27 protein-coding genes, 1 tRNA gene and 1 pseudogene are annotated in these 25,891 nt (G+C 69.7%); 16 read left to right on the plus strand and 13 right to left on the minus strand.

Going from position 1 to position 25,891, the window contains the following annotated elements; genetic code table 11:
* Positions 1–53: 53 nt before the first annotated feature.
* The gene (locus ACIRF8_RS30845; protein ID WP_404220096.1) at positions 54–239 is read left to right on the plus strand and encodes a hypothetical protein; all 186 of its coding nucleotides are present in this window, start codon (positions 54–56) and stop codon (positions 237–239) included.
* 47 nt (positions 240–286) lie between these two features.
* On the opposite strand, the gene ACIRF8_RS30850 is transcribed toward ACIRF8_RS30845, so the two are convergent.
* The 3 genes from ACIRF8_RS30850 to nth all read right to left on the minus strand — a co-directional run bounded on the left by ACIRF8_RS30850 (position 287) and on the right by nth (position 3,378).
* A complete protein-coding gene (locus ACIRF8_RS30850; protein WP_404220098.1) occupies positions 287–1,486 on the minus strand; it encodes a MarP family serine protease in 1,200 nt (399 codons plus the stop codon).
* A 94-nt stretch (positions 1,487–1,580) separates the two neighbouring features.
* Positions 1,581–2,444 carry an NUDIX hydrolase gene (locus ACIRF8_RS30855; RefSeq protein ID WP_404220100.1) on the minus strand — a complete coding sequence of 288 codons (864 nt, stop codon included), beginning with the start codon at positions 2,442–2,444 and terminating at the stop codon, positions 1,581–1,583.
* Between the two features lie 73 nt (positions 2,445–2,517).
* Positions 2,518–3,378: an endonuclease III gene (gene nth / locus ACIRF8_RS30860; protein ID WP_404220293.1), complete on the minus strand. Its 861-nt coding sequence runs from the start codon at positions 3,376–3,378 to the stop codon at positions 2,518–2,520.
* A gap of 357 nt (positions 3,379–3,735) precedes the next feature.
* Between nth and ACIRF8_RS30865 the strand changes: the two genes are divergently transcribed.
* Both ACIRF8_RS30865 and ACIRF8_RS30870 read left to right on the plus strand, forming a co-directional pair.
* Positions 3,736–4,410: a Crp/Fnr family transcriptional regulator gene (locus ACIRF8_RS30865; RefSeq protein WP_016642758.1), complete on the plus strand. Its 675-nt coding sequence runs from the start codon at positions 3,736–3,738 to the stop codon at positions 4,408–4,410.
* A 187-nt stretch (positions 4,411–4,597) separates the two neighbouring features.
* Positions 4,598–5,536, plus strand: a complete 939-nt coding sequence (locus ACIRF8_RS30870; protein ID WP_404220102.1) for a sigma-70 family RNA polymerase sigma factor — start codon at positions 4,598–4,600, stop codon at positions 5,534–5,536.
* Between the two features lie 65 nt (positions 5,537–5,601).
* Here ACIRF8_RS30870 and ACIRF8_RS30875 read toward each other — a convergent pair whose 3' ends face one another.
* The 4 genes from ACIRF8_RS30875 to ACIRF8_RS30890 all read right to left on the minus strand — a co-directional run bounded on the left by ACIRF8_RS30875 (position 5,602) and on the right by ACIRF8_RS30890 (position 8,254).
* Positions 5,602–6,432, minus strand: coding sequence for an MBL fold metallo-hydrolase (locus ACIRF8_RS30875; protein ID WP_404220104.1), 831 nt, complete (start codon positions 6,430–6,432; stop codon positions 5,602–5,604).
* Complete coding sequence (locus ACIRF8_RS30880; protein ID WP_404220106.1) at positions 6,432–7,361, minus strand: NUDIX hydrolase; 930 nt, start codon at positions 7,359–7,361, stop codon at positions 6,432–6,434. Before ACIRF8_RS30880 ends, ACIRF8_RS30875 begins: the two co-directional genes overlap by 1 nt.
* Positions 7,362–7,625: 264 nt before the next feature.
* Complete coding sequence (locus tag ACIRF8_RS30885; protein WP_404220108.1) at positions 7,626–8,093, minus strand: RidA family protein; 468 nt, start codon at positions 8,091–8,093, stop codon at positions 7,626–7,628.
* On the minus strand, positions 8,090–8,254 hold the full coding sequence (locus ACIRF8_RS30890; RefSeq protein ID WP_107498797.1) for a DUF4177 domain-containing protein: 165 nt from the start codon (positions 8,252–8,254) through the stop codon (positions 8,090–8,092). Before ACIRF8_RS30890 ends, ACIRF8_RS30885 begins: the two co-directional genes overlap by 4 nt.
* A gap of 86 nt (positions 8,255–8,340) precedes the next feature.
* On the opposite strand from ACIRF8_RS30890, the gene ACIRF8_RS30895 reads away from it, so the two are divergent.
* Both ACIRF8_RS30895 and ACIRF8_RS30900 read left to right on the plus strand, forming a co-directional pair.
* Positions 8,341–9,300: an ArsA-related P-loop ATPase gene (locus ACIRF8_RS30895; RefSeq protein WP_404220110.1), complete on the plus strand. Its 960-nt coding sequence runs from the start codon at positions 8,341–8,343 to the stop codon at positions 9,298–9,300.
* 12 nt (positions 9,301–9,312) lie between these two features.
* Complete coding sequence (locus ACIRF8_RS30900) at positions 9,313–10,710, plus strand: ArsA-related P-loop ATPase (protein ID WP_404220112.1); 1,398 nt, start codon at positions 9,313–9,315, stop codon at positions 10,708–10,710.
* A 138-nt stretch (positions 10,711–10,848) separates the two neighbouring features.
* Here the strand turns inward: ACIRF8_RS30900 and ACIRF8_RS30905 are convergent, their stop codons facing one another.
* Positions 10,849–11,193 carry a WhiB family transcriptional regulator gene (locus ACIRF8_RS30905; protein ID WP_363192615.1) on the minus strand — a complete coding sequence of 115 codons (345 nt, stop codon included), beginning with the start codon at positions 11,191–11,193 and terminating at the stop codon, positions 10,849–10,851.
* A gap of 450 nt (positions 11,194–11,643) precedes the next feature.
* On the opposite strand from ACIRF8_RS30905, the gene ACIRF8_RS30910 reads away from it, so the two are divergent.
* A complete protein-coding gene (locus tag ACIRF8_RS30910) occupies positions 11,644–13,932 on the plus strand; it encodes a transglycosylase domain-containing protein (RefSeq protein WP_404220114.1) in 2,289 nt (762 codons plus the stop codon).
* Between the two features lie 137 nt (positions 13,933–14,069).
* Here the strand turns inward: ACIRF8_RS30910 and ACIRF8_RS30915 are convergent, their stop codons facing one another.
* Positions 14,070–14,534 carry a GatB/YqeY domain-containing protein gene (locus tag ACIRF8_RS30915; protein WP_404220116.1) on the minus strand — a complete coding sequence of 155 codons (465 nt, stop codon included), beginning with the start codon at positions 14,532–14,534 and terminating at the stop codon, positions 14,070–14,072.
* 257 nt (positions 14,535–14,791) lie between these two features.
* Between ACIRF8_RS30915 and ACIRF8_RS30920 the strand changes: the two genes are divergently transcribed.
* The 3 genes from ACIRF8_RS30920 (at position 14,792) to ACIRF8_RS30930 (ending at position 16,723) form a co-directional block, all read left to right on the plus strand.
* A complete protein-coding gene (locus tag ACIRF8_RS30920) occupies positions 14,792–15,727 on the plus strand; it encodes a metallophosphoesterase (protein WP_404220295.1) in 936 nt (311 codons plus the stop codon).
* A 112-nt stretch (positions 15,728–15,839) separates the two neighbouring features.
* Entirely contained in the window at positions 15,840–16,598 is a 759-nt protein-coding gene (locus ACIRF8_RS30925; protein ID WP_404220118.1) for a Pr6Pr family membrane protein, read from the plus strand.
* 51 nt (positions 16,599–16,649) lie between these two features.
* Positions 16,650–16,723 (plus strand) — tRNA-Pro (locus tag ACIRF8_RS30930).
* Between the two features lie 79 nt (positions 16,724–16,802).
* On the opposite strand, the pseudogene ACIRF8_RS30935 reads toward ACIRF8_RS30930, so the two are convergent.
* A pseudogene (locus ACIRF8_RS30935) lies at positions 16,803–17,006 on the minus strand (site-specific integrase); the annotation flags it as partial.
* A gap of 236 nt (positions 17,007–17,242) precedes the next feature.
* Positions 17,243–17,557 carry a hypothetical protein gene (locus ACIRF8_RS30940; RefSeq protein WP_404220120.1) on the minus strand — a complete coding sequence of 105 codons (315 nt, stop codon included), beginning with the start codon at positions 17,555–17,557 and terminating at the stop codon, positions 17,243–17,245.
* 639 nt (positions 17,558–18,196) lie between these two features.
* Between ACIRF8_RS30940 and ACIRF8_RS30945 the strand changes: the two genes are divergently transcribed.
* The 3 genes from ACIRF8_RS30945 to ACIRF8_RS30955 all read left to right on the plus strand — a co-directional run bounded on the left by ACIRF8_RS30945 (position 18,197) and on the right by ACIRF8_RS30955 (position 19,909).
* Entirely contained in the window at positions 18,197–18,427 is a 231-nt protein-coding gene (locus tag ACIRF8_RS30945) for a hypothetical protein (protein WP_404220122.1), read from the plus strand.
* A gap of 793 nt (positions 18,428–19,220) precedes the next feature.
* A complete protein-coding gene (locus ACIRF8_RS30950) occupies positions 19,221–19,466 on the plus strand; it encodes a type II toxin-antitoxin system Phd/YefM family antitoxin (RefSeq protein WP_404220124.1) in 246 nt (81 codons plus the stop codon).
* Entirely contained in the window at positions 19,463–19,909 is a 447-nt protein-coding gene (locus ACIRF8_RS30955; RefSeq protein ID WP_404220126.1) for a PIN domain-containing protein, read from the plus strand. Before ACIRF8_RS30950 ends, ACIRF8_RS30955 begins: the two co-directional genes overlap by 4 nt.
* A gap of 252 nt (positions 19,910–20,161) precedes the next feature.
* Here ACIRF8_RS30955 and ACIRF8_RS30960 read toward each other — a convergent pair whose 3' ends face one another.
* Entirely contained in the window at positions 20,162–21,109 is a 948-nt protein-coding gene (locus ACIRF8_RS30960) for a TerD family protein (RefSeq protein ID WP_404220128.1), read from the minus strand.
* 175 nt (positions 21,110–21,284) lie between these two features.
* Positions 21,285–21,623, minus strand: a complete 339-nt coding sequence (locus ACIRF8_RS30965; RefSeq protein WP_404220130.1) for a hypothetical protein — start codon at positions 21,621–21,623, stop codon at positions 21,285–21,287.
* Positions 21,624–22,125: 502 nt separating this feature from the next.
* Between ACIRF8_RS30965 and ACIRF8_RS30970 the strand changes: the two genes are divergently transcribed.
* From ACIRF8_RS30970 to ACIRF8_RS30985, 4 genes are all read left to right on the plus strand, one after another.
* Positions 22,126–22,707: a TMEM165/GDT1 family protein gene (locus tag ACIRF8_RS30970; RefSeq protein WP_404220132.1), complete on the plus strand. Its 582-nt coding sequence runs from the start codon at positions 22,126–22,128 to the stop codon at positions 22,705–22,707.
* 78 nt (positions 22,708–22,785) lie between these two features.
* The gene (locus tag ACIRF8_RS30975) at positions 22,786–23,397 is read left to right on the plus strand and encodes a TetR/AcrR family transcriptional regulator (protein ID WP_404220134.1); all 612 of its coding nucleotides are present in this window, start codon (positions 22,786–22,788) and stop codon (positions 23,395–23,397) included.
* Positions 23,394–25,076 carry an FAD-binding dehydrogenase gene (locus tag ACIRF8_RS30980; RefSeq protein WP_404220136.1) on the plus strand — a complete coding sequence of 561 codons (1,683 nt, stop codon included), beginning with the start codon at positions 23,394–23,396 and terminating at the stop codon, positions 25,074–25,076. Before ACIRF8_RS30975 ends, ACIRF8_RS30980 begins: the two co-directional genes overlap by 4 nt.
* Positions 25,073–25,885, plus strand: a complete 813-nt coding sequence (locus ACIRF8_RS30985) for an SDR family oxidoreductase (RefSeq protein ID WP_404220138.1) — start codon at positions 25,073–25,075, stop codon at positions 25,883–25,885. Before ACIRF8_RS30980 ends, ACIRF8_RS30985 begins: the two co-directional genes overlap by 4 nt.
* Positions 25,886–25,891: the final 6 nt, after the last annotated feature.

The following is a 25,891-nucleotide window of genomic DNA, read 5'->3' on the forward strand; positions in this document are numbered from 1 at the left end:
TTGGGGGCCGTGGGGGCGGTTACCGACCATGGGGCCCGGGCACACGTCGGTGTATGGGCTGGACGCACGACTACAGTGACGCAGCACGCAATCGCCGCCCAGCGATGACGCTGGGCTCTCCCCAGAGGGGCGCGCCGCAGGAGTACGCGGCGCACGATCCCCGGCTGGGAATTCCGCGCATCCTGCGCCGCCGGGCCCGGTGGGTGTCGGCCCGGCTGCGCCACAGCGGGCGCGGCTGACACCTTCACGGCTCCGGGGCATTCGCCCCTGGAGCGCACACTCGTACCTACAGCGCGCAGGCGTCCGTGTCCACCTGCTGGACCGCCGTGCGGCCCCGCGTGATGTCGGTGGCGATCTCGTCCCTGGTGAGCGCGTAGCCGGTCTGTGAGTTGTCCAGGGACTTGGCGAAGACGACACCGTAGACCTGGCCGTCCGGCGTCAGGAGCGGTCCGCCCGAGTTGCCCTGGCGGACCGTCGCGTACAGCGAGTAGACGTCGCGCTGGACCTTGCCGCGGTGGTAGATGTCCGGGCCGTCGGCGCTGATACGGCCGCGGACCCGCGCCGCGCGCACGTCGTACGCGCCGTTCTCCGGGAAGCCCGCGACGATCGCGCCGTCGCTGCGCCGTGCGTCCCTGGACGTGAACCGCAGGGGCGGCGCCTTCAGTTGCGGCACGTCCAGGACCGCGATGTCCCGCTTCCAGTCGTAGAGCACGACCCTCGCGTCGTACTTCACGCCCTCGCCGCCGATCTGCACGGTCGGCTCGTCGACGCCGCCGACCACATGCGCGTTCGTCATCACGCGACGGTCGGAGAAGACGAACCCGGTGCCCTCCACGACCTTGCCGCAACTCGACGCCTGCCCCACGACCTTGACGATCGAACGCTTGGCGTTCAGCGCGGTCCTGCTGGTCGCAAGGGCCGGGTCGGGCGGCTGGACCTCGGTGATCGGCTCGTTGGCGAACGGGCTGAACACCTGGGGGAAACCGTTCTGCGCGAGCGTGGAGGAGAAGTCGGCGAACCAGGTGTCGGCCTGTCCCGGCAGCGCCCGTGAGACGCCGAGCAGCACCTTGGAGCCACGGACCTCGGTGCCGAGCGTGGGCAGCGTCGTACCGGCGAGCGCGGAACCTATCAGCCAGGCGACCAGGAGCATCGCCCCTACGTTGACGACGGCGCCGCCCGTCGCGTCCAGTGCGCGGGCCGGGGACCAGGTGATGTATCTGCGCAGCTTGTTGCCCAGGTGGGTGGTGAAGGCCTGGCCGATCGAGGCGCAGACGATCACGACGACCACGGCGACGACGGCGGCGGTCGTCGTGACGTCCGCGTCGCTGGTGGCCGCGCCCCAGATCAGGGGCAGCGTGTAGACCGCGACGAGGCCGCCTCCCAGGAAGCCGATCACCGACAGGATGCCGACGACGAAGCCCTGTCGGTAGCCCACGATCGCGAACCAGACGGCAGCCGCGAGCAGCAGGATGTCCAGCACGTTCACCGAATTCTGGCCTCGCCTCGCATCGCGGTCTTCCACTTCCGCGCCGGAGTCACGGGGACGGTCCCCAGGACGGCACGGCACGGGGGCCACCCTGTCATGTGCGCCAGTCGAGTGGGACCGTCTTGGCTCGGTCCCAGGGGCGCTCCCAGCCCGCGTGGTGCAGGATCCGGTCGATCACTCCGGCCGTGAAACCCCAGACCAGCGCGGATTCCACCAGGAACGCGGGGCCCTTGTGACCGCTCGGATGAATGGTCGTCACCCGGTTGTCCGGGTCCGTGAGATCGGCCACCGGGACCGTGAAGACGCGGGCCGTCTCCGCCGGGTCGACGGCCTCGACCGGGGTCGGCACCCGCCACCAGCCGAGCACCGGTGTCACCACGAAGCCGCTGACCGGGATGTAGAGCCGCGGCAGCACGCCGAAGAGCTGGACGCCGCCCGGGTCGAGGCCCGTCTCCTCCCATGCCTCGCGCAGGGCGGCGCGAAGCGGTCCCTCGGTGTGCGGGTCGCCGTCCTGCGGGTCGAGGGCGCCGCCGGGGAAGGACGGCTGGCCCGCATGGGATCTGAGCGAGCCCGCCCGCTCCATCAGCAGCAGCTCGGGGCCGCGTTCACCGTCCCCGAACAGGATGAGCACCGCGGACTGCCGCCCCGCGCCGTCCTCCGGCGGGAGGAAGCGGCTGAGCTGGTCCCCGCGGAGGGTACGGGCCGCCTCGGCGACCGGCACGAGCCAGCCGGGCAGGCCCTCGGTGCGAAGGGAGACGTCCGGGATGGGCGGGGCGGGCGTGGGCACAGAGGTGTGCGGGGTGGCGCCGCCCCGCACACCCGCGTCGACGTCACCGGCGCGGGCATGGCCGACGTCACCGGCCCGGTCCGGCGTCCTCCCGGTCGCATCGGTCACGCCCGGTCCGTCGGACCCGCCCGTCCCGCCGCTCATCGCCTCGATCTCGCTCACGTGCTTCATCTCGCCGCCCCCGTACCCGTCGTGACTCGCCCAACGCCTGCCCGCCCCCGTTTCGTTCCGCGACCCGGGGATGTCACCCGGTCGTGTCACCGGGGGTGCCGGTCAGCGGCGGGGCCGGGATGCCGCCCGCGTCCAGGTACGACTGCGGGGGCTTGAGACGCTGGCCGGGGAAGCCGCCCTTCTCGTACTTGAGCAACTTCTTCGCCTTCTCCGGGTCGGTCTCGCCCTCCCCGTACGCCGGGCAGAGCGGAGCGATGGGGCAGACGCCGCAGGCCGGTTTGCGGGCATGGCACATGCGGCGGCCGTGGAAGATCACGTGATGGCTGAGCATCGTCCAGTCACTCTTCGGGAAGAGCTCGCCGACGGCCTTCTCGACCTTGTCCGGGTCGGTCTCCTCGGTCCACTTCCAGCGGCGGACGAGGCGGCCGAAGTGGGTGTCGACAGTGATGCCCGGCCGCCCGAACGCGTTGCCCAAAACGACGAAGGCCGTCTTGCGGCCCACCCCGGGCAGCTTGACGAGGTCCTCCAGCCGCCCGGGCACCTCGCCCCCGAAGTCCTCGCGCAACGCCTTGGCCAGGCCCATGATCGACCTGGTCTTGGCCCGGAAGAAGCCGGTCGGCCGGATCAGCTCCTCGACCTCCTCCGGGTCGGCCGCGGCCAGATCCTCGGGCGTCGGGTACTTGGCGAACAGCGCCGGAGTCGTCTGGTTGACCCTCAGATCGGTCGTCTGGGCGGACATCACCGTGGCGAGGACGAGCTGGAACGGGTTCTCGAAGTCCAGCTCCGGGTGCGCGTACGGGTACGTCTCGGCGAGCTCCCGGTTGATCTTCCGCGCCCGGCGGACCAGCGCCGTACGCGACTCCGTTTTGGCCGAACCGGTCGCCTTCGGGGCGGGGCCGGCCGCCTTCTTCGTGGCGGGCTTCTTCGCGGGCATGAGCTGTGCGGCCTTTCCCTGTACGGACACGGTCCGGGGCATCGTCGTGCCGGTGGGCCGGGCAGCACCGAGCCCCCGTTCGCCCACAGCGGAATTCTGGTCGGCTGTCACCGCTCCAGCCCCCTCCGCCTGTGTGGTCACCGGCTTTTTGGACACTCGGCAAGCCTAGAGCCCGGCACCGACATCCGCCCCGGAGCCCTCGGATCGGCCCCCGATTGGCCCCCTCCCCGTCGGGTTGTGACGCAGGTGCGGCAGACTTGTGTCTGAGTGACTGATCACACTGTTTGGACCGTCCGGCAAAATGGGCGGCGGGAAACAACCGTCCCCCGCAGTGCAGGCGACATAGGAGAGAAACTCGTGGACGACGTTCTGCGGCGCGCCCCGCTCTTCGCGGCGCTCGATGACGAGCAGGCCGCGGAGCTCCGCGCCTCCATGAGTGAGGTGACCCTCGCGCGCGGTGATGCCCTGTTTCACGAGGGCGACCCCGGTGACCGCCTCTACGTGGTCACCGAAGGCAAGGTGAAGCTTCACCGCACATCCCCCGACGGCCGCGAGAACATGCTGGCCGTGCTGGGCCCCGGCGAGCTGATCGGCGAGCTGTCGCTCTTCGACCCCGGCCCGCGTACCGCCACCGCCAGCGCGCTGACCGAGGTGAAGCTGCTCGGCCTCGGCCACGGCGACCTCCAGCCGTGGCTGAACGCGCGGCCCGAGGTGGCCGCGGCCCTGCTGCGCGCCGTCGCCCGGCGGCTGCGCAAGACCAACGACCAGATGTCCGACCTGGTCTTCTCCGACGTGCCGGGCCGCGTGGCCCGCGCGCTCCTCGACCTGTCGCGCCGCTTCGGCGTGCAGTCCGAGGAGGGCATCCACGTCGTGCACGACCTCACGCAGGAAGAGCTGGCCCAGTTGGTCGGCGCCTCCCGCGAGACCGTGAACAAGGCGCTCGCCGACTTCGCGGGCCGCGGCTGGCTCCGCCTGGAGGCCCGCGCCGTGATCCTGCTGGACGTGGAGCGCCTCGCCAAGCGTTCGCGCTGAGCCACCCCGCGTCACCGCGCCTCCGCGGGCGCCCGGGCCCCGCCACACCTCGTGGCGGGGCCCGTTCGCGTAGGGCCGTACGGGCGCGGGGAAATGTCGTGCCCCGCGCGGCACTTCACTGCACAGTTACCTCATGGCAGTCCCTGACCGTGCCCCCGCGCCCATCGCCCCCGGAGGAACACCCGGTATGACGCAGTCCCCGCCCGATCCGCAGTCCACGGCCGACCTGGCCACCCGGTTCGAGGCGGAGCGCGGGCGGCTGCGGTCCGTGGCGTACCGCATGCTCGGTTCGCTGAGCGAGGCGGAGGACGCGGTCCAGGAGAGCTGGCTGCGGCTCCAGCGCGCCGACCCCGAGGCCGCGACCGTACGGAATCTGGGCGGCTGGCTGACCACGGTCGTGGGGCGGATCTGCCTGGACATGCTGCGCACGCGCGCGTCGCGCCGCGAAGACCCCCTCGACCCGGGCACGGCCGAGATCCATGTCCCCGATGTGGTGGTCAGGCCCGCCGACCCGGGGCAGGAGGCCGAACTCGCGGACTCCGTGGGCCTCGCGCTGCTCGTCGTCCTCGACACGCTCACGCCGGCCGAGCGGCTCGCGTTCGTGCTGCACGACATGTTCGCGGTGCCGTTCGAGGAGCTGGCGCCGATCGTGGAGCGCACCCCGGCGGCGACCCGGCAGCTCGCCAGCCGGGCCAGGCGCCGGGTGCAGGGCTCCACCGTCCCGGCGCCGACCGATCTGGCCCGGCAGCGCGAGGTCGTCGACGCCTGGCTCGCCGCGACCCGCGCCGGGGACTTCGAGGCGCTGCTCGCGCTCCTCGACCCCGACGTGCTGCTGCGCGTCGACGCGGGCCCGGGCACGGCCTCCAAGCTGGTGCGGGGCGCCCGCGAGGTGGCCGGTCAGGCGACGTTCTACGGACGCCTCGTGCCGACGGCGGTCCCCGCGTACGTGGGCGACGGCATGGGCATCGTGCAGGCGCCCCGCGGCCAGGTCGTGTCGGTCCTCGCCCTCTCCTTCCGGGACGGCAAGGTCATCGGCGTCGACATCATCGCCGACCCGCCGCGGCTCGCCGCGATGGGCCTCACCTGGCCGCTGCGACCCGAGCCCCGGGAGTCCGGAGACCTCTAGACGCCGCCGGACTCCCCGGCACTCCCCCGGCGCTCCCCAGCGCTCCCGGACAGCCTCTGGCTCTCCTAGATCAGGCCGTGTTCCCGCAGGTAGTCGAGCTGGGCCAGGACGGACAGCTCGGCGGCCGGCCACAGGGAACGGTCCACGTCGGCGTAGACGTGCGCCACGACGTCGGACGCCGTGCCGTGGCCGTTCTCGACCGCCGTCTCGACCTGGGCGAGGCGGTGGGCGCGGTGCGCGAGGTAGAACTCGACCGCGCCCTGCGCGTCCTCCAGGACGGGGCCGTGGCCGGGCAGCACCGTGTGCACCCCGTCGTCGACGGTCAGGGACCGCAGGCGGCGCAGCGAGTCGAGGTAGTCGCCGAGGCGGCCGTCCGGGTGGGCGACGACGGTCGTGCCGCGGCCGAGGATCGTGTCGCCGGTCAACACGGCCTGGTCGGCGGGGAGATGGAAGCAGAGCGAGTCAGCGGTGTGCCCGGGCGTCGGTACGACGCGCAGCTCCAGGCCGCCCGTCTTCACCACGTCCCCGGCGGCGAGCCCCTCGTCGCCGAGGCGCAGCGCCGGGTCGAGCGCCCGCACCTTCGTGCCGGTCAGCTCGGCGAACCGGCCCGCGCCCTCCGCGTGGTCGGGGTGCCCGTGCGTGAGCAGTGTCAGGGCGATCCGCTTGCCGGCCTGCTCGGCGGTGGCGATCACCCGCGTCAGATGGGCGTCGTCCAGCGGGCCGGGGTCGATGACGACGGCGAGGTCGCTGTCGGGCTCGGCGACGATCCAGGTGTTGGTGCCGTCGAGGGTCATCGCGGACGCGTTCGGCGCGAGGACGTTGACGGCGCGGGTGGTGGCGGGGCCGGACAGCACCCCGCCGCGCGGCTGTCCGGGAAGTGCGGCGGCTTCGGTCATCAGCGGGTCCCCCCGGTCTGCGGATTCGGGCCGTCCGTCGGGGCCTGGCCGTCCGGGATGTGCTTGGTGAACTCGTCGTGCCCCGGCCAGGACAGCACCAACTCGCCGTCCTCCAGGCGGGCCCGGGCCAGTACGGGCGTCAGGTCGCGCTCCGTCGAACCGGCCAGCGCGCCGTCCACCGACCCGTACGCCGCGAGGGTCCTCAGGGTCGCGATCGTCGGCGGCATCATCATCAGCTCGCCCCGGTCGTACGCCGACGCGGCCCGCTCCGGGCGGATCCACACGGTGCGGTCGGCCTCCGTGGAGTCGTCGCTGGTGCGCTGGCCCGCGGGGAGCGCGGCCACGAAGAACCAGGTGTCGTAGCGGCGCGGTTCGAACTCGGGGGTGATCCAGCGCGCCCAGGCGCCGAGCAGATCGGAGCGGAGCACGAGCCCGCGGCGCTCCAAAAACGCGGCGAACGACAGGTCCCGGCCGATCAGCGCCTGCCGGTCGGCGACCCAGTCGGCGCCCGTCGTGTCGTCGACCACGGTGTCCGGGGTGGGGCCCGCGAGCAGTACCCCCGCCTCCTCGAACGTCTCGCGCACGGCGGCGCAGACGATCGCCTGGGCGTCCTTGTCGGGTACCCCCAGGCGCGCGGCCCACTGGGCGCGCGACGGCCCGGCCCAGCGGACCCGGAGGTCGTCGTCGCGGGGGTCGACACTGCCGCCGGGATACGCGTACGCACCGGCGGCGAAGGCCATGGAGGTGCGGCGCCGCAGCATGTGCACCTCGACGCCCTCGACGTCCGCGGCGCCTCCTGGGGCCCCCTCGGCGTCTCTGAGAAGCATCACGGTCGCGGCGCGCCGGGGCTGGGCCGGGACCAGCGTGCCGGCGGCGAGGGCACGGATGCGGTCCGGCCATTCGGGGGGATACCACTGCCCGTTTGCCATGGCCGGAGGCTATCCGGTGACGGTCGGATGTTCGAGAGCCCATCCGTCACCGGCGCCCCACCCCGCACTCTGCGTTGTACGCGGCTGAGGGCCGCTGTGAGCCGCTGGGCGCCGCTGCAAGCCACTTTGAGCGCTGTGAGCCGCTGGGCGCCGCTGGGCGCCGCTGCAAGCCACTCAGAGCGCTGTGAGCCGCTGGGCGCCGCTGGGCGCCGCTGCAAGCCACTCGGAGCGCTCTGAGCCGCTGTGAGCCGCTCAGCGCCGCGCTCACGCCTCGGTGAGCTCCACCTGGACCTCGACCTCGACCGGCGCGTCCAGCGGCAGCACCGCCACGCCGACGGCGCTCCGCGCGTGCACGCCCTTGTCGCCGAGGACCTCGCCGAGCAGTTCGCTGGCGCCGTTGATGACGCCGGGCTGCCCGGTGAAGTCGGTGGCGGAGGCGACGAACCCGACGACCTTCACCACGCGCGCGATGCGGTCCAGATCACCGGCGACCGACTTCACGGCGGCCAGCGCGTTCAGCGCGCAGGTGCGGGCCAGCTCCTTGGCCTGCTCGGCGGTGACCTCGTCACCGACCTTGCCGGTCAGCGGCAGCTTGCCGTCGACCATGGGCAACTGCCCGGCCGTGTACACGTACACCCCGGACTGAACCGCGGGCTGGTAGGCCGCCACCGGCGGGACCACGGGCGGCAGGGTCAGGCCCAGCGACGCCAGCTTGTCCTCGACGGCGCTCACGCCGCCTTCTCCCTCTTCAGGTACGCGACCAACTGCTCCGGGTTGTTCGGCCCCGGTACGACCTGCACCAGCTCCCAGCCGTCCTCGCCCCAGGTGTCGAGGATCTGCTTCGTCGCGTGCACGAGGAGCGGCACGGTCGCGTATTCCCACTTCTTAGCCATGGGGCCGACTGTATCCGCCGCATCGGACCGACGTCGTTCCGGAGGCTCCTGCGTGATCGGGCCGCTCACTGGTTAGGCTCGAATACGTGAGCAGGCTCCAGGTCGTCAGCGGCAAGGGCGGTACCGGAAAGACCACGGTCGCCGCCGCACTCGCGCTCGCCCTCGCGACCGAGGGCAAGCGCACTCTCCTTGTGGAGGTGGAGGGCAGGCAAGGCATCGCACAGCTCTTCGAGACGGAGGCGCTCCCCTACGAGGAGCGGAAGATCGCCGTCGCACCCGGCGGCGGGGAGGTGTACGCGCTCGCCATCGATCCCGAGCTGGCGCTGCTCGACTACCTCCAGATGTTCTACAAGCTGGGCGGCGCCGGCCGCGCCCTGAAGAAGCTGGGCGCGATCGACTTCGCCACCACGATCGCCCCTGGCCTGCGGGACGTACTCCTGACGGGCAAGGCGTGCGAGGCCGTACGCCGCAAGGACAAGCAGGGCTCCTACGCGTACGACCACGTCGTGATGGACGCGCCCCCGACGGGCCGCATCACACGCTTCCTCAACGTCAACGACGAGGTCGCCGGGCTCGCCAAGATCGGCCCGATACACAACCAGGCACAGGCCGTCATGCGGGTCCTGAAGTCCCGGGAGACGGCGGTGCACCTGGTGACCCTCCTTGAGGAGATGCCGGTGCAGGAGACCCTCGACGGGGTCGCCGAACTGCGCGCCGCGCAACTCCCGGTGGGACGGATCATGGTGAACATGGTGCGGCCCGCGCTCCTCGGGGAACCCGCACTGGCACTGAGCCGCGACGCCTCGCTGCGCCCCGCCGTCACCGAGGCCCTGACGGCGGCCGGGCTCGGGGGCGCGCAGCAGCTCGTCGATCCGCTGCTCACCCAGGCGGAGGAGTACGCGGAGCGGTACGCCCTGGAGGGCTCCCAGCGGGCGCTGCTCAAGGAGGCGGGGCTGCCGTTGCACGAACTGCCGCTGCTCACTCCGGGGTTGGACCTCTCCGGCCTGTACCGGCTCGCCAAGGAACTGCGACAGCAAGGGATTTAGGGGAACTCTTCGATGACGCTGGATCCTGAGGGCACGCTCGACATCGACCCGCTGCTCGACGACCCGGGCACCCGCATCGTGGTCTGCTGCGGCAGCGGCGGCGTGGGCAAGACGACGACCGCCGCGGCGCTGGGCCTGCGCGCCGCCGAGCGCGGCCGCAAGGTCGTCGTGCTCACCATCGACCCGGCCCGCCGGCTCGCCCAGTCCATGGGCATCGACTCGCTGGACAACACGCCGCGCCGGGTGAAGGACATCGACGCGACCGGCGCCGCGGCGGGCGGTGAACTGCACGCGATGATGCTCGACATGAAGCGCACGTTCGACGAGATCGTCGAGGCGCACGCGGACGGGGAACGGGCTCAGGCGATCCTCTCCAACCCCTTCTACCAGTCGCTCTCGGCGGGCTTCGCGGGCACGCAGGAGTACATGGCGATGGAGAAGCTGGGGCAGCTCCGCGCGCGCGACGAATGGGATCTCATCGTCGTCGACACCCCTCCCTCGCGCTCCGCGCTCGACTTCCTGGACGCGCCCAAGCGGCTCGGTTCGTTCCTCGACGGGAAGCTGATCCGGGTCCTGATGGCGCCGGCGAAGGTCGGCGGGCGCGCGGGCATGAAGTTCATCAACGTCGGCATGTCGATGATGACGGGGGCGCTCGGCAAGCTGCTCGGCGGGCAACTCCTGCGTGACGTGCAGACGTTCGTGGCCGCGATGGACACCATGTTCGGCGGGTTCCGCACCCGCGCGGACGCCACGTACAAGCTGTTGCAGGCGCCCGGTACGGCGTTCCTCGTGGTGGCCGCGCCTGAGCGGGACGCGCTGCGCGAGGCCGCGTACTTCGTGGAGCGGCTGGCCGCGGAGCGGATGCCGCTCGCCGGGCTCGTGCTCAACCGGGTGCATGGCAGCGGCGCCGCGGAGCTGTCGGCCGAGCGGGCGCTGGCCGCCGCGGAAAATCTTGAGGAACGCGGCATTGTGGATCAGGCGGACGGGAAGGACACCGTTCGTACGACGCCCACGGTCATGCCCACGGCCGCTCCGGTTCCCGGGGCCGATCCCGCGACCGGCTCCCCCGCCGCAGAACAGCCCACCACCGAACAGTTCACCGCTGAACAGCCCACCGCTGATCAGCCCACCACTGATCAGCCCACCGCTGAACAATCCACCATTGGTCAACCCGCTGACGAGCGGCAACTGTCCGCGCAGCACCTTTCCGCGGGACTGCTCCGCCTGCACGCCGAGCGCATGCAGGTGGTCGCGCGGGAACAGCGCACGCGTGACCGCTTCACCGCGCTGCACCCCGAGGTCGCCGTGACCGAGGTCGCGGCGCTGCCCGGTGACGTACACGACCTGGCAGGTCTCAGGGCCATCGGAGAACGGCTCGCGGCCGGTGACACTCCGGCCGGAGCTGTGTGAGCCGTACGTACCGCTTGTTCTGCTTGCTCTGTCTGCTGCTCTGTCGTCGCTGTGCCTAGTGCTCTGTCTGTCTGTTGCTCTGTCTGTCTGTTGCTCTGTCGTTGCTCTGCTCGCTCTGGCGGTCGGACGTGTGGCCGATCAGCCGACGGCCGCGTACCTCTCGTACGTCTCGTCGTCCTCAAGCTCCGCGGGCAGCAGGCCCGCGCCACGCTCGTACTCCGTCCGTGCCGTCTCAAGGAGCCGACGCCATGAGGTGACGGTCGGACGCCTGCGCAACAGTGCGCGACGCTCCCGCTCCGTCATGCCTCCCCACACGCCGAACTCGACGCGATTGTCCAGCGCGTCCGCCAGGCACTCGGTCCGCACGGGACATCCCGTGCACACCGCCTTCGCCCGGTTCTGCGCTGCTCCTTGTACGAACAGTTCATCCGGATCGGTAGTGCGGCAGGCCGCCTGCGCACTCCAGTCGACTACCCAGCCCATACCGGCGCCGTCCTCTCCCGAATCGAGGCTCCCCCACGGCGGCAGCGGCATATTCACCGCCGCCAGTTGAGGACGTTACGGAAGGTGGGCACAGCGCAACACCCCCTTCGGGCCCAATCTTGAATGGTCCGAACGGACTATGCGTAAGCGGCAGATCACCCGACGGAGTGACCGGGGGACATGCGTAATAACCCCGGCAAACCAGGACAGTTCACTTGCGCCACACCGGACACCACATGACACACAGGCGGATTCGGACACCCTGCGCACCCCGCGCGGGGGACCCGCCGAGGGGTGCGGAAATGACTACAAGAGGCACGCGAAAGATGCCGGGAACGATTCGGGGTCGCCCCACGTCTTGATACGAGACCGCACTGCTGTGACAGTTGAGTGCAGCTTAGGCCAAGGCATATACGGCTGTCCGGAGAATCGACACGTAGGCTGCCCTGCATGGGAAAGAAGCGCTCGGCCGGTAGCGGCGGCGGTATGTCGCCGGCTCAACAGGCTGCCAAGTTCCTCGGTATCAGCGTGCTCGCAGGGGCCGTGCTCGCCGGAATCGCGCTGCCCGCCGCGGGCGCGCTCGGCCTTGCCGCCAAGGGATCCGTGGAGGGGTTCGACGAGATCCCCGCCAACCTGAAGACGCCGCCGCTGAGCCAGCGCACCACGATCCTGGACAACCAGGGCGGCAAGATCGCGACCGTCTACTCCCGCGACCGCACCGTGGTCCCGCTCTCCGCCATCTCCCCGTACATGCAGAAGGCGCTCGTCGCCATCGAGGACTCGCGCTTCTACGAGCACGGTGCCGTCGACGCGAAGGGCATCCTGCGCGCCATCAACGCCAACGCGCGTGACGGCGGCGTCTCGCAGGGCGCGTCCACCCTCACGCAGCAGTACGTGAAGAACGTCTTCATCGAGGAGGCCGGCGACGACCCGACCAAGGTCGCGCAGGCCACGCAGCAGACGATCGGCCGCAAGGTCCGCGAGCTCAAGTACGCGATCCAGGTCGAGGACGAGCTGGGCAAGAAGAAGATCCTCGCCAACTACCTGAACATCACCTACTTCGGGCAGCAGGCGTACGGCGTCGAGGCGGCCGCGCAGCGCTACTTCTCCAAGCACGCCAAGGACCTGAACGTCCAGGAGTCGGCGCTGCTCGCCGGCATCGTGCAGTCGCCGAGCCGCTACGACCCCGTCAACGACGAGACCGAGGCGACGAAGCGGCGCAATGTGGTGCTGCAACGCATGGCCGAGGTGCACGACATCTCGCAGGCGGAAGCCGACAAGGCGAAGCAGACACCGCTCGGGCTGAAGGTCAGCAGGCCGCAGAACGGCTGCATCACGGCGGTCAAGGGCGCGTCCTTCTTCTGCAAATACGTCGAGAAGGTCTTCAAGAGCGACCCCGTCTTCGGCAAGACGAAGGAAGAGCGCGCCAAGGTCTGGGACCGCGGCGGACTGACGATCAAGACCACGCTCGACCCCCAGTCGCAGGCCTCGGTACAGGCGTCCATCAAGGAGAACGTCCGTAAGTCGGACTCGGTCGCCACGGCGGTCTCGCTCGTCGAGCCGGGCACCGGCAAGGTCCTCGGCATGGGCCAGTCCAAGCCGTACGGCTACGGCAAGAACGAGACGGAGTACAACTACTCGGTCGACGCGAAGTACGGCGGCTCGAACTTCGGCTTCCCCACGGGTTCCACGTTCAAGCCGTTCTTGGCGGCGGCGGCGCTGGAGCAGGGCACGCCGGTGAACCAGGAGTACCCGGCGCCGTTCCAGATGCCGTACCCGAGCAAGGTCCAGACGTGCAGCGGCAAGCCGTGGGTGAACGACGCCCACTACAAGGTCGAGAACGAGAACGAGTCGGAGGTCGGCCCCTACCAGCTCAGGGAGGCGATGGAGAAGTCCATCAACACCTACTTCGTGCAGATGCTCGCCGACACCGGTATGTGCCCGGTCGTGAAGATGACCGACAAGCTCGGTGTGGTGCAGGGCAACGGCACGAAGGTCGACCAGGTGCCGTCCTCGATGACCCTCGGCTCGACGGGTCTTTCGCCGCTGACGATGGCCTCCGCCTACGCCGCGTTCGCCAACGAGGGCACGTACTGCACGCCGATCGCGATTGAGTCGATCACCGGCCCCGGCGGCAAGTCGCTCGCCGTACCGAAGACCAAGTGCTCCCGCGCCATGTCGACGGAGACCGCGGACAAGATCAACACACTGCTGAGCGGAGTGACCGACTCCGGTACCGGTAAGCAGGCCGGTCTCCAGGCCCGGGACAACGCCGGTAAGACCGGTACCACCGACGCGCGCAAGAACGCCTGGTTCGTCGGGTACACGCCGAACATGTCCGGCGCCGTGTGGGTCGGCAGCCCGCAGCAGGACGTCGAGATGACGAACATCTGGATCGGCGGCAGGTACCACGGCGAGGTCTACGGTGCCGACACCCCCGGCCCGATCTGGCGGAGCGCCATGACCGGCGCCCTGTCCGGCAGGCCCGCGCCGAAGTTCCGCATCGTCGACATCCCCAAGCCGGACAAGGGCGGCGACCAGGGCGAGGGAGACGACGACGGCAAGCCCGGCAACGGCGGCGGCGACAACGGCGGGAACGGGAACGGCGGCGGTGACGGCGGCGACCACGGAGACAACCCGCTGCCCGACTTCTCCTTCCCCTCGGACCTCATCGGCGGGAACGGGAACGGTGGGAACGGCAATGGCGGGAACGGGAACGGTGGTGGCTGGGGCCGCTGAGTCCCGGACTCCAGGTATGTGAGAGGGGCGCCCCCGGCGGGGGCGCCCCTCTCACATATCTACGTACGCGCTGCGCTGCGCGGTGCGATGATGCGCTGCGGTGCGGTGATGTGCGGTGATGCGCTGCGGCGGCGTGGTCAGCCGGCCAGCAACCGCTTCACCGTCGCGGCGACCCGACCACCCTCTGCACGGCCCGCGATCTTCGGGTTGGCGATCTTCATGACCTGCCCCATGGCCCGCGGCCCCTCGGCGCCCGCCGCCTTCGCCTCCTCGACGGCCTGCGCGACGATCTGCTCCAACTCCGCGTCGCTCAACGGCTGCGGGAGGTACACGGCGAGGATCTCGCCCTCCGCCAGCTCACGGGCCGCGGACTCGGCGCGACCGCCCTTCTCGAACGCGTCGGCCGCCTCGCGACGCTTCTTCGCCTCCTTGGCGATCACCTTCTGCACCTCGTCGTCGGAGAGCTCTCGCTTCTCCTTGCCCGCGACCTCCTGGTTCGTGATCGCGGAGAGGGTCAGGCGCAGCGTCGAGGAGCGCAGCTCATCGCGCTCCTTGATCGCGGCGTTGAGGTCGTCCTGCAGCTTCGACTTGAGCGTGGTCATGCCTTGATTGTCGCAGGTACGAAGGGCCCGGCGCCCGCCGATTTCGGGGCCCTGGCGGGTCTGACACGATGGGACTCATGCGCGTGCGATACGAGGCTCCCCCGAAGACTTCACTGACTGGTCCGCTGAGTGGTTCGCCGAGTGGTTCGCTGGGTGGTGCGCTAGGTGGTTCGCTGGCTGGTTCGCTAGGTGGTTCGCTAGGTGGTGCGTTGAGCAACTCATCGAACGGTTCGCCGAGCAGCCCGCTGAGGACCTCGCTGAAGGTTTCCTTGAAGGTGACGGCCGGCCTCGCGGCGGTGGGCGCCGCGGGAGTGGCCTACGCGGCCGGCTTCGAAGCCCGCTCCTTCCGCCTCCGACGGGTCACGGTCCCCGTCCTCCCGCCGGGCATGCGCCCCCTGCGCGTCCTCCAGGTCTCCGACATCCACATGGTCGGCGGGCAACGCAAGAAGCAGCGCTGGCTGCGTTCGCTGGCGGGCCTGCGCCCCGACTTCGTCATCAACACGGGCGACAACCTCTCGGACACCGAGGGCGTCCCGGAGGTCCTCGACGCGCTCGGCCCGCTGATGGAGTTCCCGGGCGCGTACGTCTTCGGCTCGAACGACTACTACGGGCCCAGGCTTCTCAACCCCGCCCGCTACCTCGTCAACAAGACGCGGGGCAAGCACGGCCTGAACGGCAACGCGCCCGCCGTGGGCGTCATCCACAACCCGTGGGAGGGCCTGCGCGACGGATTCGACGAGGCGGGCTGGATCAACCTCACGAACGCGCGCGGCGTACTGAAGGTCGCCGGTGTCGAGATCGGCCTGACGGGCCTCGACGACCCGCACATCAAACGTGACCGCTACGCCGAGGTGGCGGGCGGCCCGCTGTCCGGCCCCGACTTCTCCCTCGGTGTCGTCCACGCCCCCTACCTGCGCGCCCTCGACGCCTTCACCGCCGACGGTTACCCGCTGGTCCTCGCCGGGCACACCCATGGCGGCCAGCTCTGCATCCCCTTCTACGGCGCCCTCGTCACCAACTGCGACCTGGACACCGGCCGCGTGAAGGGCCTGTCGAAGCACACCGCCGAGGGCAAGACCTCCTACCTCCACGTCTCGGCAGGCTGCGGCACCAACCGCTACACCCCGGTCCGCTTCGCCTGCCCCCCGGAAGCCTCGCTCCTGACCCTGACGCCCGCGCCCCGGACCCGCTGACGCCCTTTCGCACGGCGCCGCCCCCGTAAGCCTGGCTCCTGACGCTGACGGGCACGCCCGGGCCGACGGACGCCCTTTCGCAGAGCACTGCCCGTCGGCCTACGGTGGACGCATGATCGACCCGAGCTCCCTCCGTACCGGCAGCGCCCACTCGGTACCGGCGGAGGCGGTCGTCCCGCCCCGCCGCCGCCCCGTGGCCGCCGCCTTCCGCGCCCTCGTGGCGCTGGCGGCGGCCACGGGCATCGTCATCGACCTGGCCATCAGCGACAGCGCGCTGCGCGTCCTGAGCTACTTCACGATCCAGTCCAACATCCTGGTCGCGATCGTCCTCGCCCTCGGCGCCTGGCGCGCCTGGACCGCCCGCCCGCCCCTGCCCGCGCTGGTGACCGGCGGCGTCCTCCTCTTCATCTGTATCACCGGCCTCGTCTACCACGTCATCCTGTCCAACGACGCCAGCGGCTTCTCCATGACGGACGACCCCGACCACGCCATGACCGGCGCCCGCCAGGCCTCCAACCAGCTCCTGCACACGGTCACCCCCATCGGCACCGTCCTCGACTGGCTCCTGCTGACCCGCCCCGGCGCCCTGCGCCTGCGCCACGCGGGCCTCTGGCTCACCTACCCCCTGGCCTACTTCGGCTTCGCCCTCGTCCGCGGCGCGATCATGACCCCGGGCACACCGGCGCGCTACCCGTACCCGTTCCTGGACGTCGACGCCCACGGCTACGCGGGTGTCCTCGGCAACGCCGTCATCTTCGGCCTGGCCTTCTACGCCCTCGCCCTGCTCCTCGTCACGGCGGACCGCTTCAGGCCGCAGATCCGGGGCCCCGAAAACCGGATTTCGTCTCAGGCCGCGGGTCCGCTAAAGTAATCGATGTCGCCGCGACCTACAGCAAGCCTGGAGGAAGCGGAGCAACGACATCGGGGTGTAGCGCAGCTTGGCAGCGCGCTTCGTTCGGGACGAAGAGGTCGTGGGTTCAAATCCCGCCACCCCGACAGCCAAAACAGCAGGTGAGGCGCCTACCGGATTCGGTAGGCGCCTCACCTGTTTCTGGGTGCGTGTCTATCTGCGTGACTACGGCTTCAGATCCCGCCGATCGCGCGCGAAGATGCCGTCCATGACCACGGCGCCGGTCTGGATCACGGGCCGGATCTGCTTCCGGTAGACCTCCTCGGTGACGGCGGTCCCGGAGTGGCCGACGAGCCGGGAGATCTCTTCGAGCGGTACGCCGCTGTCGGAGAGCAGCGAGACGAAGCTGTGCCGCAGCTCCCGAGGCGTCCGGGCGCGGTTGCTGTACAGCAACGCGGTACAGCAACCGGGGTGACCTCTGCCAGCCCCAAGCGCCCTCAGGAGACCTTCCTGCAGCCGCTATGGCCGTAGCTGACCGATCTGCATAGAGCTGCGGATCAGAAGAGCAGCACGGGGTGGAAAGAGGCGATCCGGTCATACCGTAGTCGCCTCCCTCCGCGTCGATCCGGCGTTCCACTCCTAGCCGGACGCCAGCACCAGGGCCGTCACCGTCCGGGCTTCCAATCCGTGTCCAGGATGGCTGCGTGTACAGCGGCGACGATCATCGTGATGGCCAAGACGGCGCCCACCCAGTTCTTTGGGTTGCCGAGCACTGACGACAGGACGGCCGAGCCGTAAATGAGCAATGCGTAGACGATCGGCACAACCATGCTGACGACACGCTTCTTGGCCGCGATGAAGAACAGCGGCGGCGCCAAGAGGCCGGCCGAGAGCACGACCACGACGACCCAGACCACCTTGTGCCATATGTTCGCGTACATGCGGGCCCGTATGGGCGCGTTGACGTACGAGTCGCTCATGATCCCCCCTTGCTTAAGCGGACACTCAGTGTGACGCAGCTCACTCTGGAGCGCGAGTGCCTCGCCATGCCCTAAGGGCCAGCCGCTCGTCGCCGTCTCAGTTCCCGTCTCATTCAGCCTCGTTCGCAACTGTTCAGACGAGACCCAGGGCTGTTCGCATGTCAGCGGCCGAACACTCATGAACGCAGGTGAAAACCCCTGCACGCAGGGCAAGGCCCCACCACCACAGTTGTAAAGGGTGCACTTGGCGGAAGGGCCAGCGCGCGGTCGGCGCTGGCAGGTCACCTCCTGGCCATCGACAGAGCCCGACCGTCGGTTAGGTCCCGAACGAGTCTTCGGGCCGCCCCCTGACAGGCCGGGGATGCAACCATTCTCTTCAGAGCTGGAACCCCCGGAAGCCGACCGCGCGCCTGAGACGCTAGCCGCAGGGACTGACAACGGAACCTGCCAGGCGTGCCACACCCGTGCCAGGTTGGGCGGGAAGCCACGGGGAACGGCGGGCAACGGGCCGTCAGCGTCGAGGGCCGTCAGGCCACTCCCCCACAGGTCAGACGTCCAACTCCCTAGACCACCCGAGCTTCCCAAGCTCATAGTCGTTCCTGCCTTGACCTAATCGCCCCACAGCGATCGACTGAGTACGTGGCCACCGATCCGAGCGAGTACGACAAGTCCATGCCGGCCGTTGCGGCGCACATCGCTAAGGTCGAGCGGGCGGTTGATCGCACCCGCGCCTCGCACGGCGGGCGGCCGTATGCCGAGGTGCACCAGGCGCTTGTTGAAGCTCTGCAAGCAGAGGAAGCCCAACGCGTTGTGCCGCAGGTCGTCGAGGGGTTTGCGCGACAGATCTCCGATGCACTGACGGATCGGTGAGTGTCTGACTGCGTGACAACCGCGACGCACAGCCGCGAACGATTGTGGACGTCAGCGGAGCATCAGCGCAGGCGACAGGCGCGGCAGCCCAAGGACAACGGGCATCCTGAGTTGCTTCGGGACGGAGAGGTCGTGGGTTCAAATCCCGCCGCCCCGACAGTGAAGTATCAGGTCAGGGGCCTGATCCGCAGAGCGGGTCAGGCCCCTGAGTGGTTCCTGGAGACCGTTTGGGAGAAATCTGGGAGAAGATCTTGGTCGGGGTCCTCAGGGAGTGACCGGTGAGGCCGTCTGATGTGCGGCGGTTGAGGGAACTCGGACCTGCGCGTTCGCGAATGCAGCCCCGTAGTCAGCCGGGAACACCGTGCCCGCCCGCCTCAACCGCCCTTAGGAGCACGACACATGGCAAGGGACCGCCATGGAGGCCTGGTGGAGAAGGACCACCCACTCCTCCCAGGCCATCAAGTCCTGAGTCACCTGGGAATCCGTCCGTCCCGCGGCAACTGGATTCATGTGCAGAGGTCACACCGCCTCTTGCCCGTGCGTGGGCCAAGGCTCAGGGACACGCCGCCAAGGTCCACGGCCGTGGATGAATGACCGAGCAGGGTCTGCTGTGCCCGCGCAAGAACCTGAGGGACTTTCGCTCCGCCGTTAGCGGGCCGCTCACTTGCCGGCCGGAAGGTGTGTTGCCGGAAGGTGTCCTGCCGTGACCGAGACTGAACGATGATCGGCACCGACCGAGCCCTCTGCGCAAGCAACGGGATGGATACCACCACGAAGTAGTAACATGTAGTACATGGAAACCACTGCCCGTGATTTCAACCAGAGGTCCTCGCAGATACTCGCCGCCGCCGAGCGAGGCGAGACCATCACGGTGACCAAGAACGGCCGCCCCGTCGCCCGTGTCGTGCCGATCGACGCCGACGAGGTTCCGCCTTACTCGACTGAGCCCATGGCGGATATGGAGATTCCGGACATCGGGACAGGGCCCGATCTCACCAATGAGGACATCGAAGAAGCCCTGAAGGGGATGGGCTCTTGAGCGCTGTCGTCATCGCTGACACCAATGCCCTCTATCGGCTTCTCGTCTCCTCGACGGACGGCAGCGTCATTCACCGCAAAGCCTTCTCCACCATTGGACATATGGTGGTCTCACCCATGGTCCTGGCTGAACTCGACTACTTGGTGACCACGAAAATCAGTGCGCAGGCCGCATACAGCGCGCTCGAATTCCTCGCCAAGGGCACTGAGAGGCGGAAATTCTCCATCCCCGACATCGCCCCCCATGTGCGCACGGCGATGACAGTGCTCGAGGGCTACCGGGACGCAGACGGAAGCAAGGGCATCGGCATGACGGATGCCATGAACGTCGCTCTGGCCGCCGCCTACCGAACCGAGGTCATGTTCACCTCGGACCGTCACTTCCGCATGGTTCGGCCGCTGACGGGACACGGAGCGTTCCGGCTGCTGCCCGATGACTTGTAGGCCCACCAATCGGACGCTTCCGTAGGGGGATCACGCTCACGGCGAGGCCGGCTACCAGCAGGTTGGGAGCCATTTGGGAGCCGACCCGCTCCCCGAGCCCCTGAGGCCACCAGATACCACGACGTCCCGACGCCCTGACCAGCGCGAACGCCGTCCACGCTGGCAAGATCGGCGGCCGAACCTCATTCGGGGACGAAGAGGCCGTGGGTTCGAATCCCGCCACCCCGACAGCCGTAACAGCAGGTGAGCCACCTACGGATTGTTCGTAGGTGGCTCACCTGTTTCTGCGTGGGGGCGGTGATCCGGGTAAGCCATGCCACCGGTGCCGCGCGTGCCGATGGTGACGGCAAGGTCGACCGACCCGACCGCTCCCGTACTGCTGGTGCAGGTCGATGGCCCACGCCGGGAGCCGCGACGCGGGTGCGGTGCTGGTAGTCGCGACGGACGAACTGCACTGGTGGGTGGCGCACAGGCCCCCGGGGGCGGGCATTTCAGGAAGCGATGAGGCGGCTGGTGAAACCGTCGCGGATGAGGGATTCGTACGCGGCATGCACGTCGTCCGGGACCTTGCATGCTGATGGTCGCCTGCCCCGCCTTGGCGAGAATTACTTTGCCTACCGGAGCATGGGGGCGGGCTCGCACCAGCACTGACGGTTGCTCGGTTTGCGCGGGCGTCGTGAAAGAAGGCGTCGCCGCGGAGGGACCCGGGTCATCTACAACGATGCCGAAATCCGAAGCCAGCCCCGCCAGCCCCGTGTCCCACCCCTGGCCCACCGCCCTTGCCTTCCACTCGCCTGCGCGCCGGTAGGGCTCGACGAGAATGGCCACCGTCTCCTGATGGCGAGTGGCGGTGGCGCAAAGGTGATCCGAGCACCTCCGCAGTCGATGACCGTCGCCAGTATTGATCCCAAGCTGCGGGCTACTCATTTCGACGTGAGCAATACCCCTCATGCAGGGACTGCGGCGAGATCCGCGACGATGGTTTGCCGATTTAGTTTGAACCCGTCCTGCAAAGCGAGATTGTAGGAGAAGAAGTCTGTATCGCTGCGAACCTTGTTGTCCGGCCCGAGCAGGACGGCGGGCACATCGATGTCCGTAGCAGGGAGAGGTCAGGGTGACGCGGCAGACCGTGACAGGAAGGACGATGTTGCTGCCTGCAGCAAGAGCGATAGTCATCGTGCGGCCTCTCACCGAGTGCATACGTGGTGTTATCTCCGGCCGCTGTACCGAGGGCAAACGCAGATTTCCTGTGGCGGAGCACCGGCCGAGGCGCCGGGGACAGGTGCCATCGACTGGCTGCGAGGCGGCGGGCGCACCGACCCGGGTACGGCCCCCGCCACCCCTCTACGGGCCGAATGCAGCGACCCCTCGCAGATCACACCGTGATCACCAAGATCTCCGACCCGGCGTACCGGTGCGCCTCGTTCTGCGCGTAGAGGCGGAAGTACGTGGGTTCCGCGCCCGGGGTCTTTTTGAAGGTCCAGGTGTTGGCTGTGAGGACGTAGGAGACCGCGATGAAGCAGGGGTACGCCGGGGTCGGGCCGCAGGAGCCGGGGCTGTAGCTGCGGGTGATGGTGTCCGTCGGGGCCTTGGGGTCCCAGGTGACGGTGACCGTCTGGGTGGTGGTGTCGTAGGTGTAGGCCAGGCCTGTCGGTGCGGGGGCGGCCGGGGTCGCAGCCTGGATGGTGGGTGCGGGCTGGTGCGGTTGCGCCATGGCCGGTGCCGTTGCCGCGCCCAGCGCCAGAGTTGTTCCCGCGCTCACGCACGCCGCCATCATGGCGAAGCGCAGCGTTTTCGTTGTTTTCGTTCTTGTTCGCGCTTGCGTGGGCTTTTTGAAGTTCATGGGTCCTCCCCCTCGTCGTGGTGCGCTGGTGTCGATCGGCGGATCGTAGGCGGGGAAACGTGACGCTTGGCGGTGTCCTGGGGGCCCCGGGCATGAACATCGGGTTGCTGCGGGGAAGCCGATGAAGGCGGCATGTACCCTTGACCCCGCAAGCGAAGGGGAGTAGCCCCGCGAACCGGTTGTCGACATGCTGGAGCCCTCGGGTTCCCGGTGGCCGGGCTCGAGCCGTGCAGGCGGTTCGGGTGGGCGAGACCTTCGACCAGGCAGAACGACGGACGCGTAGGGCATACGTGTCGTGGTTGCCGGGTCGAGTGGTCCTCTCCGCGCGGCGGGTGGGTTGCGTAGATCCGGCCCGTACAGAAAGCACCCGCTGATGCATCTCGATCCCCTGGCGATCCTCACCGCCTTCGGGCTGATCTTCCTCGCCGAGCTTCCGGACAAGACCATGTTCGCCTCGTTGGCGATGGGCACCCGGATGAAGCCCCTCTATGTGTGGTTCGGGACGTCCGCCGCCTTCATCGTGCACGTGGCCATCGCCGTGGGTGCCGGGTCGCTGCTGGGGCTGTTGCCGGACTGGATCGTGAAGGTCGTCTCGGCGCTGCTGTTCGCCTTCGGTGCCTTCATGTTGCTGCGCGGCGGTGACGACGACGAGGACGACGAGGCGGGGGCGAAGACCGTGACCGGGTTCTGGCCGGTGTTCGGTACCGCCTTCATGGCCGTCTTCATCAGTGAGTGGGGCGATCTGACGCAGATCACCACCGCCAACCTGGCCGCCACCAACGGCACCTGGTCCACCGCCATCGGTTCGGCCGCCGCGCTGATGTCCGTGTCCGCGCTCGCGCTGATCGCGGGGCGGTTCATCGCCAAGCGGGTGCCGTTGAAGACCGTGCAGCGGGTGGGTGGCGTGTGCATGTTGCTGCTCGCCGTGTGGACGCTCGTGGAGATCTTCGTCTGACCTCGCCGGAGGGCGTCCCGACCCTTGTGGATACAGGAACGTATCGAATACGTTCCTGTATCCGATGGGGGGGCGATGATGCCGGGCACCACCGTGACGAAGCGCCGCGCCCGTACGCGGCAGCGGCTGCTCGACGCCGCGCTCGAGGTGTTCGCCGAGGTGGGGTTCGGGCGGTCCACCGTCGAGCAGGTCTGTGAGCGGGCCGGGTTCACGCGGGGCGCCTTCTACTCGAATTTCTCCTCCCTGGACGAGCTGTTTCTCGCCTTGTGGGAGGAGCGGTCGGCGCGGATGCTCGGCGATGTGCGCCGTGCTCTGGCCGACCTCGACCCGGCCGACCCCGAATCCGCCGTGCGGGCCGCGATCGACGCGGCCCCGGTGGACGACGCCTGGTACCGGATCACCGCCGAGTTCACCGTGCACGCCTTGCGCAACCCCGGGCTGCGCCGGGTGGTGGCCGCCCGGGAGCAGGCCGTCCGGGACGCCGTGCTGCCGGTGTTCGTGAGCGCGCTGCGGCGGCTCGGGCGGCAGGTGAGCGACGAGCGCGCCCTCGGGGACGCGCTGGTCGCCGTGCATGACGGGACCAGCGTGCAGGTGCTGCTCCAGCCGGACGACGCGGCCGTGCGGGCCCGTCGCGAGGCCCTGTTCAGGAACGTACTCGACGCCTACAGCACACCCATGGAGAGCGCATGAGTGAGACCAGTGGTTCCGGCGGTTCCTCGGCCGATGTCATCGTCGTGGGGGCGGGGCTCGCCGGGCTCGTCGCCACCTATGAGCTGACGCGCGCGGGCAAGCGCGTCGTGCTCGTCGACCAGGAGAACGAGGCCAACCTCGGCGGTCAGGCGTTCTGGTCGCTCGGCGGGTTGTTCCTCGTCGACAGCCCCGAGCAGCGCCGTATGGGCATCAAGGACAGTTATGAGCTGGCGCTCTCCGACTGGCTGGGGTCCGCCGGTTTCGACCGGGAGCACGAGGACCGGTGGCCGCGGAAGTGGGCCGAGGCGTATGTGCGGTTCGCGGCCGGGGAGAAGCGCGACTACCTGTACGGGCTCGGGCTCAAGGTCACGCCGAACGTCGGGTGGGCCGAGCGGGGCGCCGGGACGGCGACCGGGCACGGGAACTCCGTGCCGCGGTTCCACCTCACGTGGGGCACGGGGCCGGAGGTCGTGCGGGTGTTCCGGGAGCCCGTCCTGGAGGCCGCGGCCAGGGGGCTCGTCACGTTCGCGTACCGGCACCGCGTCGACGAGCTGATCGTGGAGGGCGGGGCGGCGGTCGGGGTGCGCGGGGCGCTCCTCGAACCGTCCGGCGAGGCGCGCGGTGTCGCCTCGTCCCGTGAGACCGTCGGTGACTTCGAACTGCGTGCGCAGGCCGTCGTCGTCACCTCGGGCGGGATCGGCGGCAACCATGAGCTGGTCAGGAAGAATTGGCCGGTCGAGCGGATGGGGCAGCCGCCCGAGTCGATGGTGACGGGTGTTCCCGCCTACGTCGACGGGCGCATGCTGGAGATCGCCGAGGGCGCCGGCGCGTCCCTCGTGAACCGGGACCGCATGTGGCACTACACGGAGGGCCTGAAGAACTGGGACCCGATCTGGCCGGGGCACGGCATCCGGATCATCCCCGGTCCCTCGTCGCTGTGGCTGGACGCGACGGGCAAGCGGCTGCCCGCGCCGCTGTTCCCCGGGCACGACACGCTCGCCACGCTGAAGCACATCACGGCGACCGGGTACGACCACACGTGGTTCGTGCTGACGCGGGCCATCGTGGAGAAGGAGTTCGCGCTCTCCGGGTCCGAGCAGAACCCCGATCTCACCGGCAAGGACATGAAGCTGGTGCTCCAGCGGGTGAAGAAGGGTGCTCCCGGGCCGATCCGGGCGTTCCTGGAGCACGGTGAGGACTTCGTCGTGCGGCGGAACCTGAAGGACCTCGTCGCGGGGATGAACGCGCTGACGCCCGCGGCGCCGCTCGAGTACGCGCAGGTGGAGCGGGAGATCGTGGCCCGGGACCGGGATGCCGGGCACGGGTACGGCAAGGACCTCCAGATGATGGCCGTGCGCAACGCGCGCGCGTACTGGCCCGACCGGATCACCCGGGTCGCCAAGCCGCACCGGCTCCTCGATCCCGCACAGGGGCCGCTGATCGCCGTACGGCTGCACGTGCTGACCCGTAAGACGCTGGGCGGTCTGGAGACCACGCTCGACTCGCAGGTCGTGCGGCCCGACGGGTCCGTCTTCGACGGTCTCTACGCGGCCGGGGAGGTCGCCGGGTTCGGCGGCGGCGGCGTGCACGGGTACAACGCGCTGGAGGGCACCTTCCTCGGCGGCTGCATCTTCTCCGGCCGGGCGGCCGGGCGCGCGCTGGCCAGGAGCCTGGCGTGAGCGGGGAGCCGGGGGTGCGGGGCACCGCCCTGGTGACCGGGGCCTCGTCGGGGATCGGCGCGGCGGTCGCCGCCGCGCTGGTGCGGCGCGGCTACCGGGTGTACGGCACGAGCCGGAACCCGGAGAAGGTCGGCTCCCCGGTGCGCGGGGTGACGTATCTGGCCCTGGACCTCGCCGACGAGGCGAGCATCGAGGCGTGCGCCGCGGCGGCGGGCGAGGTGGACGTGCTCGTGAACAACGCGGGCGAGTCGCAGAGCGGTCCTTTCGAGGAGCTGCCGATGGAGGCGGTGCGCCGCCTGTTCCAGCTCAACGTCTTCGGGGCCGTGCGCCTGAGCCAACTGGTGCTGCCCGGAATGCGGGAGCGGCGCCGCGGCCGGGTCGTCATGGTCGGCTCGATGCTGGCCAGCTTCCCGCTCGCCTACCGGTCGTCGTACGTCGCCTCGAAGGCGGCGATCAAGGGGTTCGCGAGTGCGGCGCGGCGCGAGTACACCCCGTACGGGGTCGGCATCACGACGGTCGAGCCGGGCTCCATCGCCACCGGGATCAGCGAGCGCCGCACGCAGTACGTGGGTGAGCGCTCGCCGTTCCGCGGGGCGTACGACACCATGCTCGCCGCCCTCAACTCCAACGAGGCGAAGGGGATCTCGGCGGAGAAGGTCGCGGCGAAGATCGTCGCCGCGATCGAGGCGCCGCGGCCCCGGCCGCTGTACGCCGTCGGCAGCAACGCGCCGGTGGTGTTCGCGCTGCGGCGGTTGCTGCCGCGGGGGGCCAGTGAGCGGATGGTGGCGCGGCGGCACGGGCTGCGGTAGCCGGGC

Source organism: Streptomyces sp. NPDC102406, assembly GCF_044765725.1.
In the GTDB taxonomy this organism is placed as follows: domain Bacteria; phylum Actinomycetota; class Actinomycetes; order Streptomycetales; family Streptomycetaceae; genus Streptomyces.

Bases quoted from the DNA above. Each gene is read 5' to 3' on its own strand.
- ACIRF8_RS30845 (WP_404220096.1), top strand. From the start codon at position 54: ATGGGCTGGACGCACGACTACAGTGACGCAGCACGCAATCGCCGCCCA.
- ACIRF8_RS30855 (WP_404220100.1), bottom strand. From the start codon at position 2,444: ATGAAGCACGTGAGCGAGATCGAGGCGATGAGCGGCGGGACGGGCGGG.
- nth (WP_404220293.1), bottom strand. From the start codon at position 3,378: ATGCCCGCGAAGAAGCCCGCCACGAAGAAGGCGGCCGGCCCCGCCCCG.
- ACIRF8_RS30870 (WP_404220102.1), top strand. From the start codon at position 4,598: ATGACGCAGTCCCCGCCCGATCCGCAGTCCACGGCCGACCTGGCCACC.
- ACIRF8_RS30875 (WP_404220104.1), bottom strand. From the start codon at position 6,432: ATGACCGAAGCCGCCGCACTTCCCGGACAGCCGCGCGGCGGGGTGCTG.
- ACIRF8_RS30880 (WP_404220106.1), bottom strand. From the start codon at position 7,361: ATGGCAAACGGGCAGTGGTATCCCCCCGAATGGCCGGACCGCATCCGT.
- ACIRF8_RS30890 (WP_107498797.1), bottom strand. From the start codon at position 8,254: ATGGCTAAGAAGTGGGAATACGCGACCGTGCCGCTCCTCGTGCACGCG.
- ACIRF8_RS30900 (WP_404220112.1), top strand. From the start codon at position 9,313: ATGACGCTGGATCCTGAGGGCACGCTCGACATCGACCCGCTGCTCGAC.
- ACIRF8_RS30905 (WP_363192615.1), bottom strand. From the start codon at position 11,193: ATGGGCTGGGTAGTCGACTGGAGTGCGCAGGCGGCCTGCCGCACTACC.
- ACIRF8_RS30910 (WP_404220114.1), top strand. From the start codon at position 11,644: ATGGGAAAGAAGCGCTCGGCCGGTAGCGGCGGCGGTATGTCGCCGGCT.
- ACIRF8_RS30915 (WP_404220116.1), bottom strand. From the start codon at position 14,534: ATGACCACGCTCAAGTCGAAGCTGCAGGACGACCTCAACGCCGCGATC.
- ACIRF8_RS30925 (WP_404220118.1), top strand. From the start codon at position 15,840: ATGATCGACCCGAGCTCCCTCCGTACCGGCAGCGCCCACTCGGTACCG.
- ACIRF8_RS30940 (WP_404220120.1), bottom strand. From the start codon at position 17,557: ATGAGCGACTCGTACGTCAACGCGCCCATACGGGCCCGCATGTACGCG.
- ACIRF8_RS30950 (WP_404220124.1), top strand. From the start codon at position 19,221: ATGGAAACCACTGCCCGTGATTTCAACCAGAGGTCCTCGCAGATACTC.
- ACIRF8_RS30960 (WP_404220128.1), bottom strand. From the start codon at position 21,109: ATGCACTCGGTGAGAGGCCGCACGATGACTATCGCTCTTGCTGCAGGC.
- ACIRF8_RS30965 (WP_404220130.1), bottom strand. From the start codon at position 21,623: ATGGCGCAACCGCACCAGCCCGCACCCACCATCCAGGCTGCGACCCCG.
- ACIRF8_RS30970 (WP_404220132.1), top strand. From the start codon at position 22,126: ATGCATCTCGATCCCCTGGCGATCCTCACCGCCTTCGGGCTGATCTTC.
- ACIRF8_RS30975 (WP_404220134.1), top strand. From the start codon at position 22,786: ATGCCGGGCACCACCGTGACGAAGCGCCGCGCCCGTACGCGGCAGCGG.
- ACIRF8_RS30980 (WP_404220136.1), top strand. From the start codon at position 23,394: ATGAGTGAGACCAGTGGTTCCGGCGGTTCCTCGGCCGATGTCATCGTC.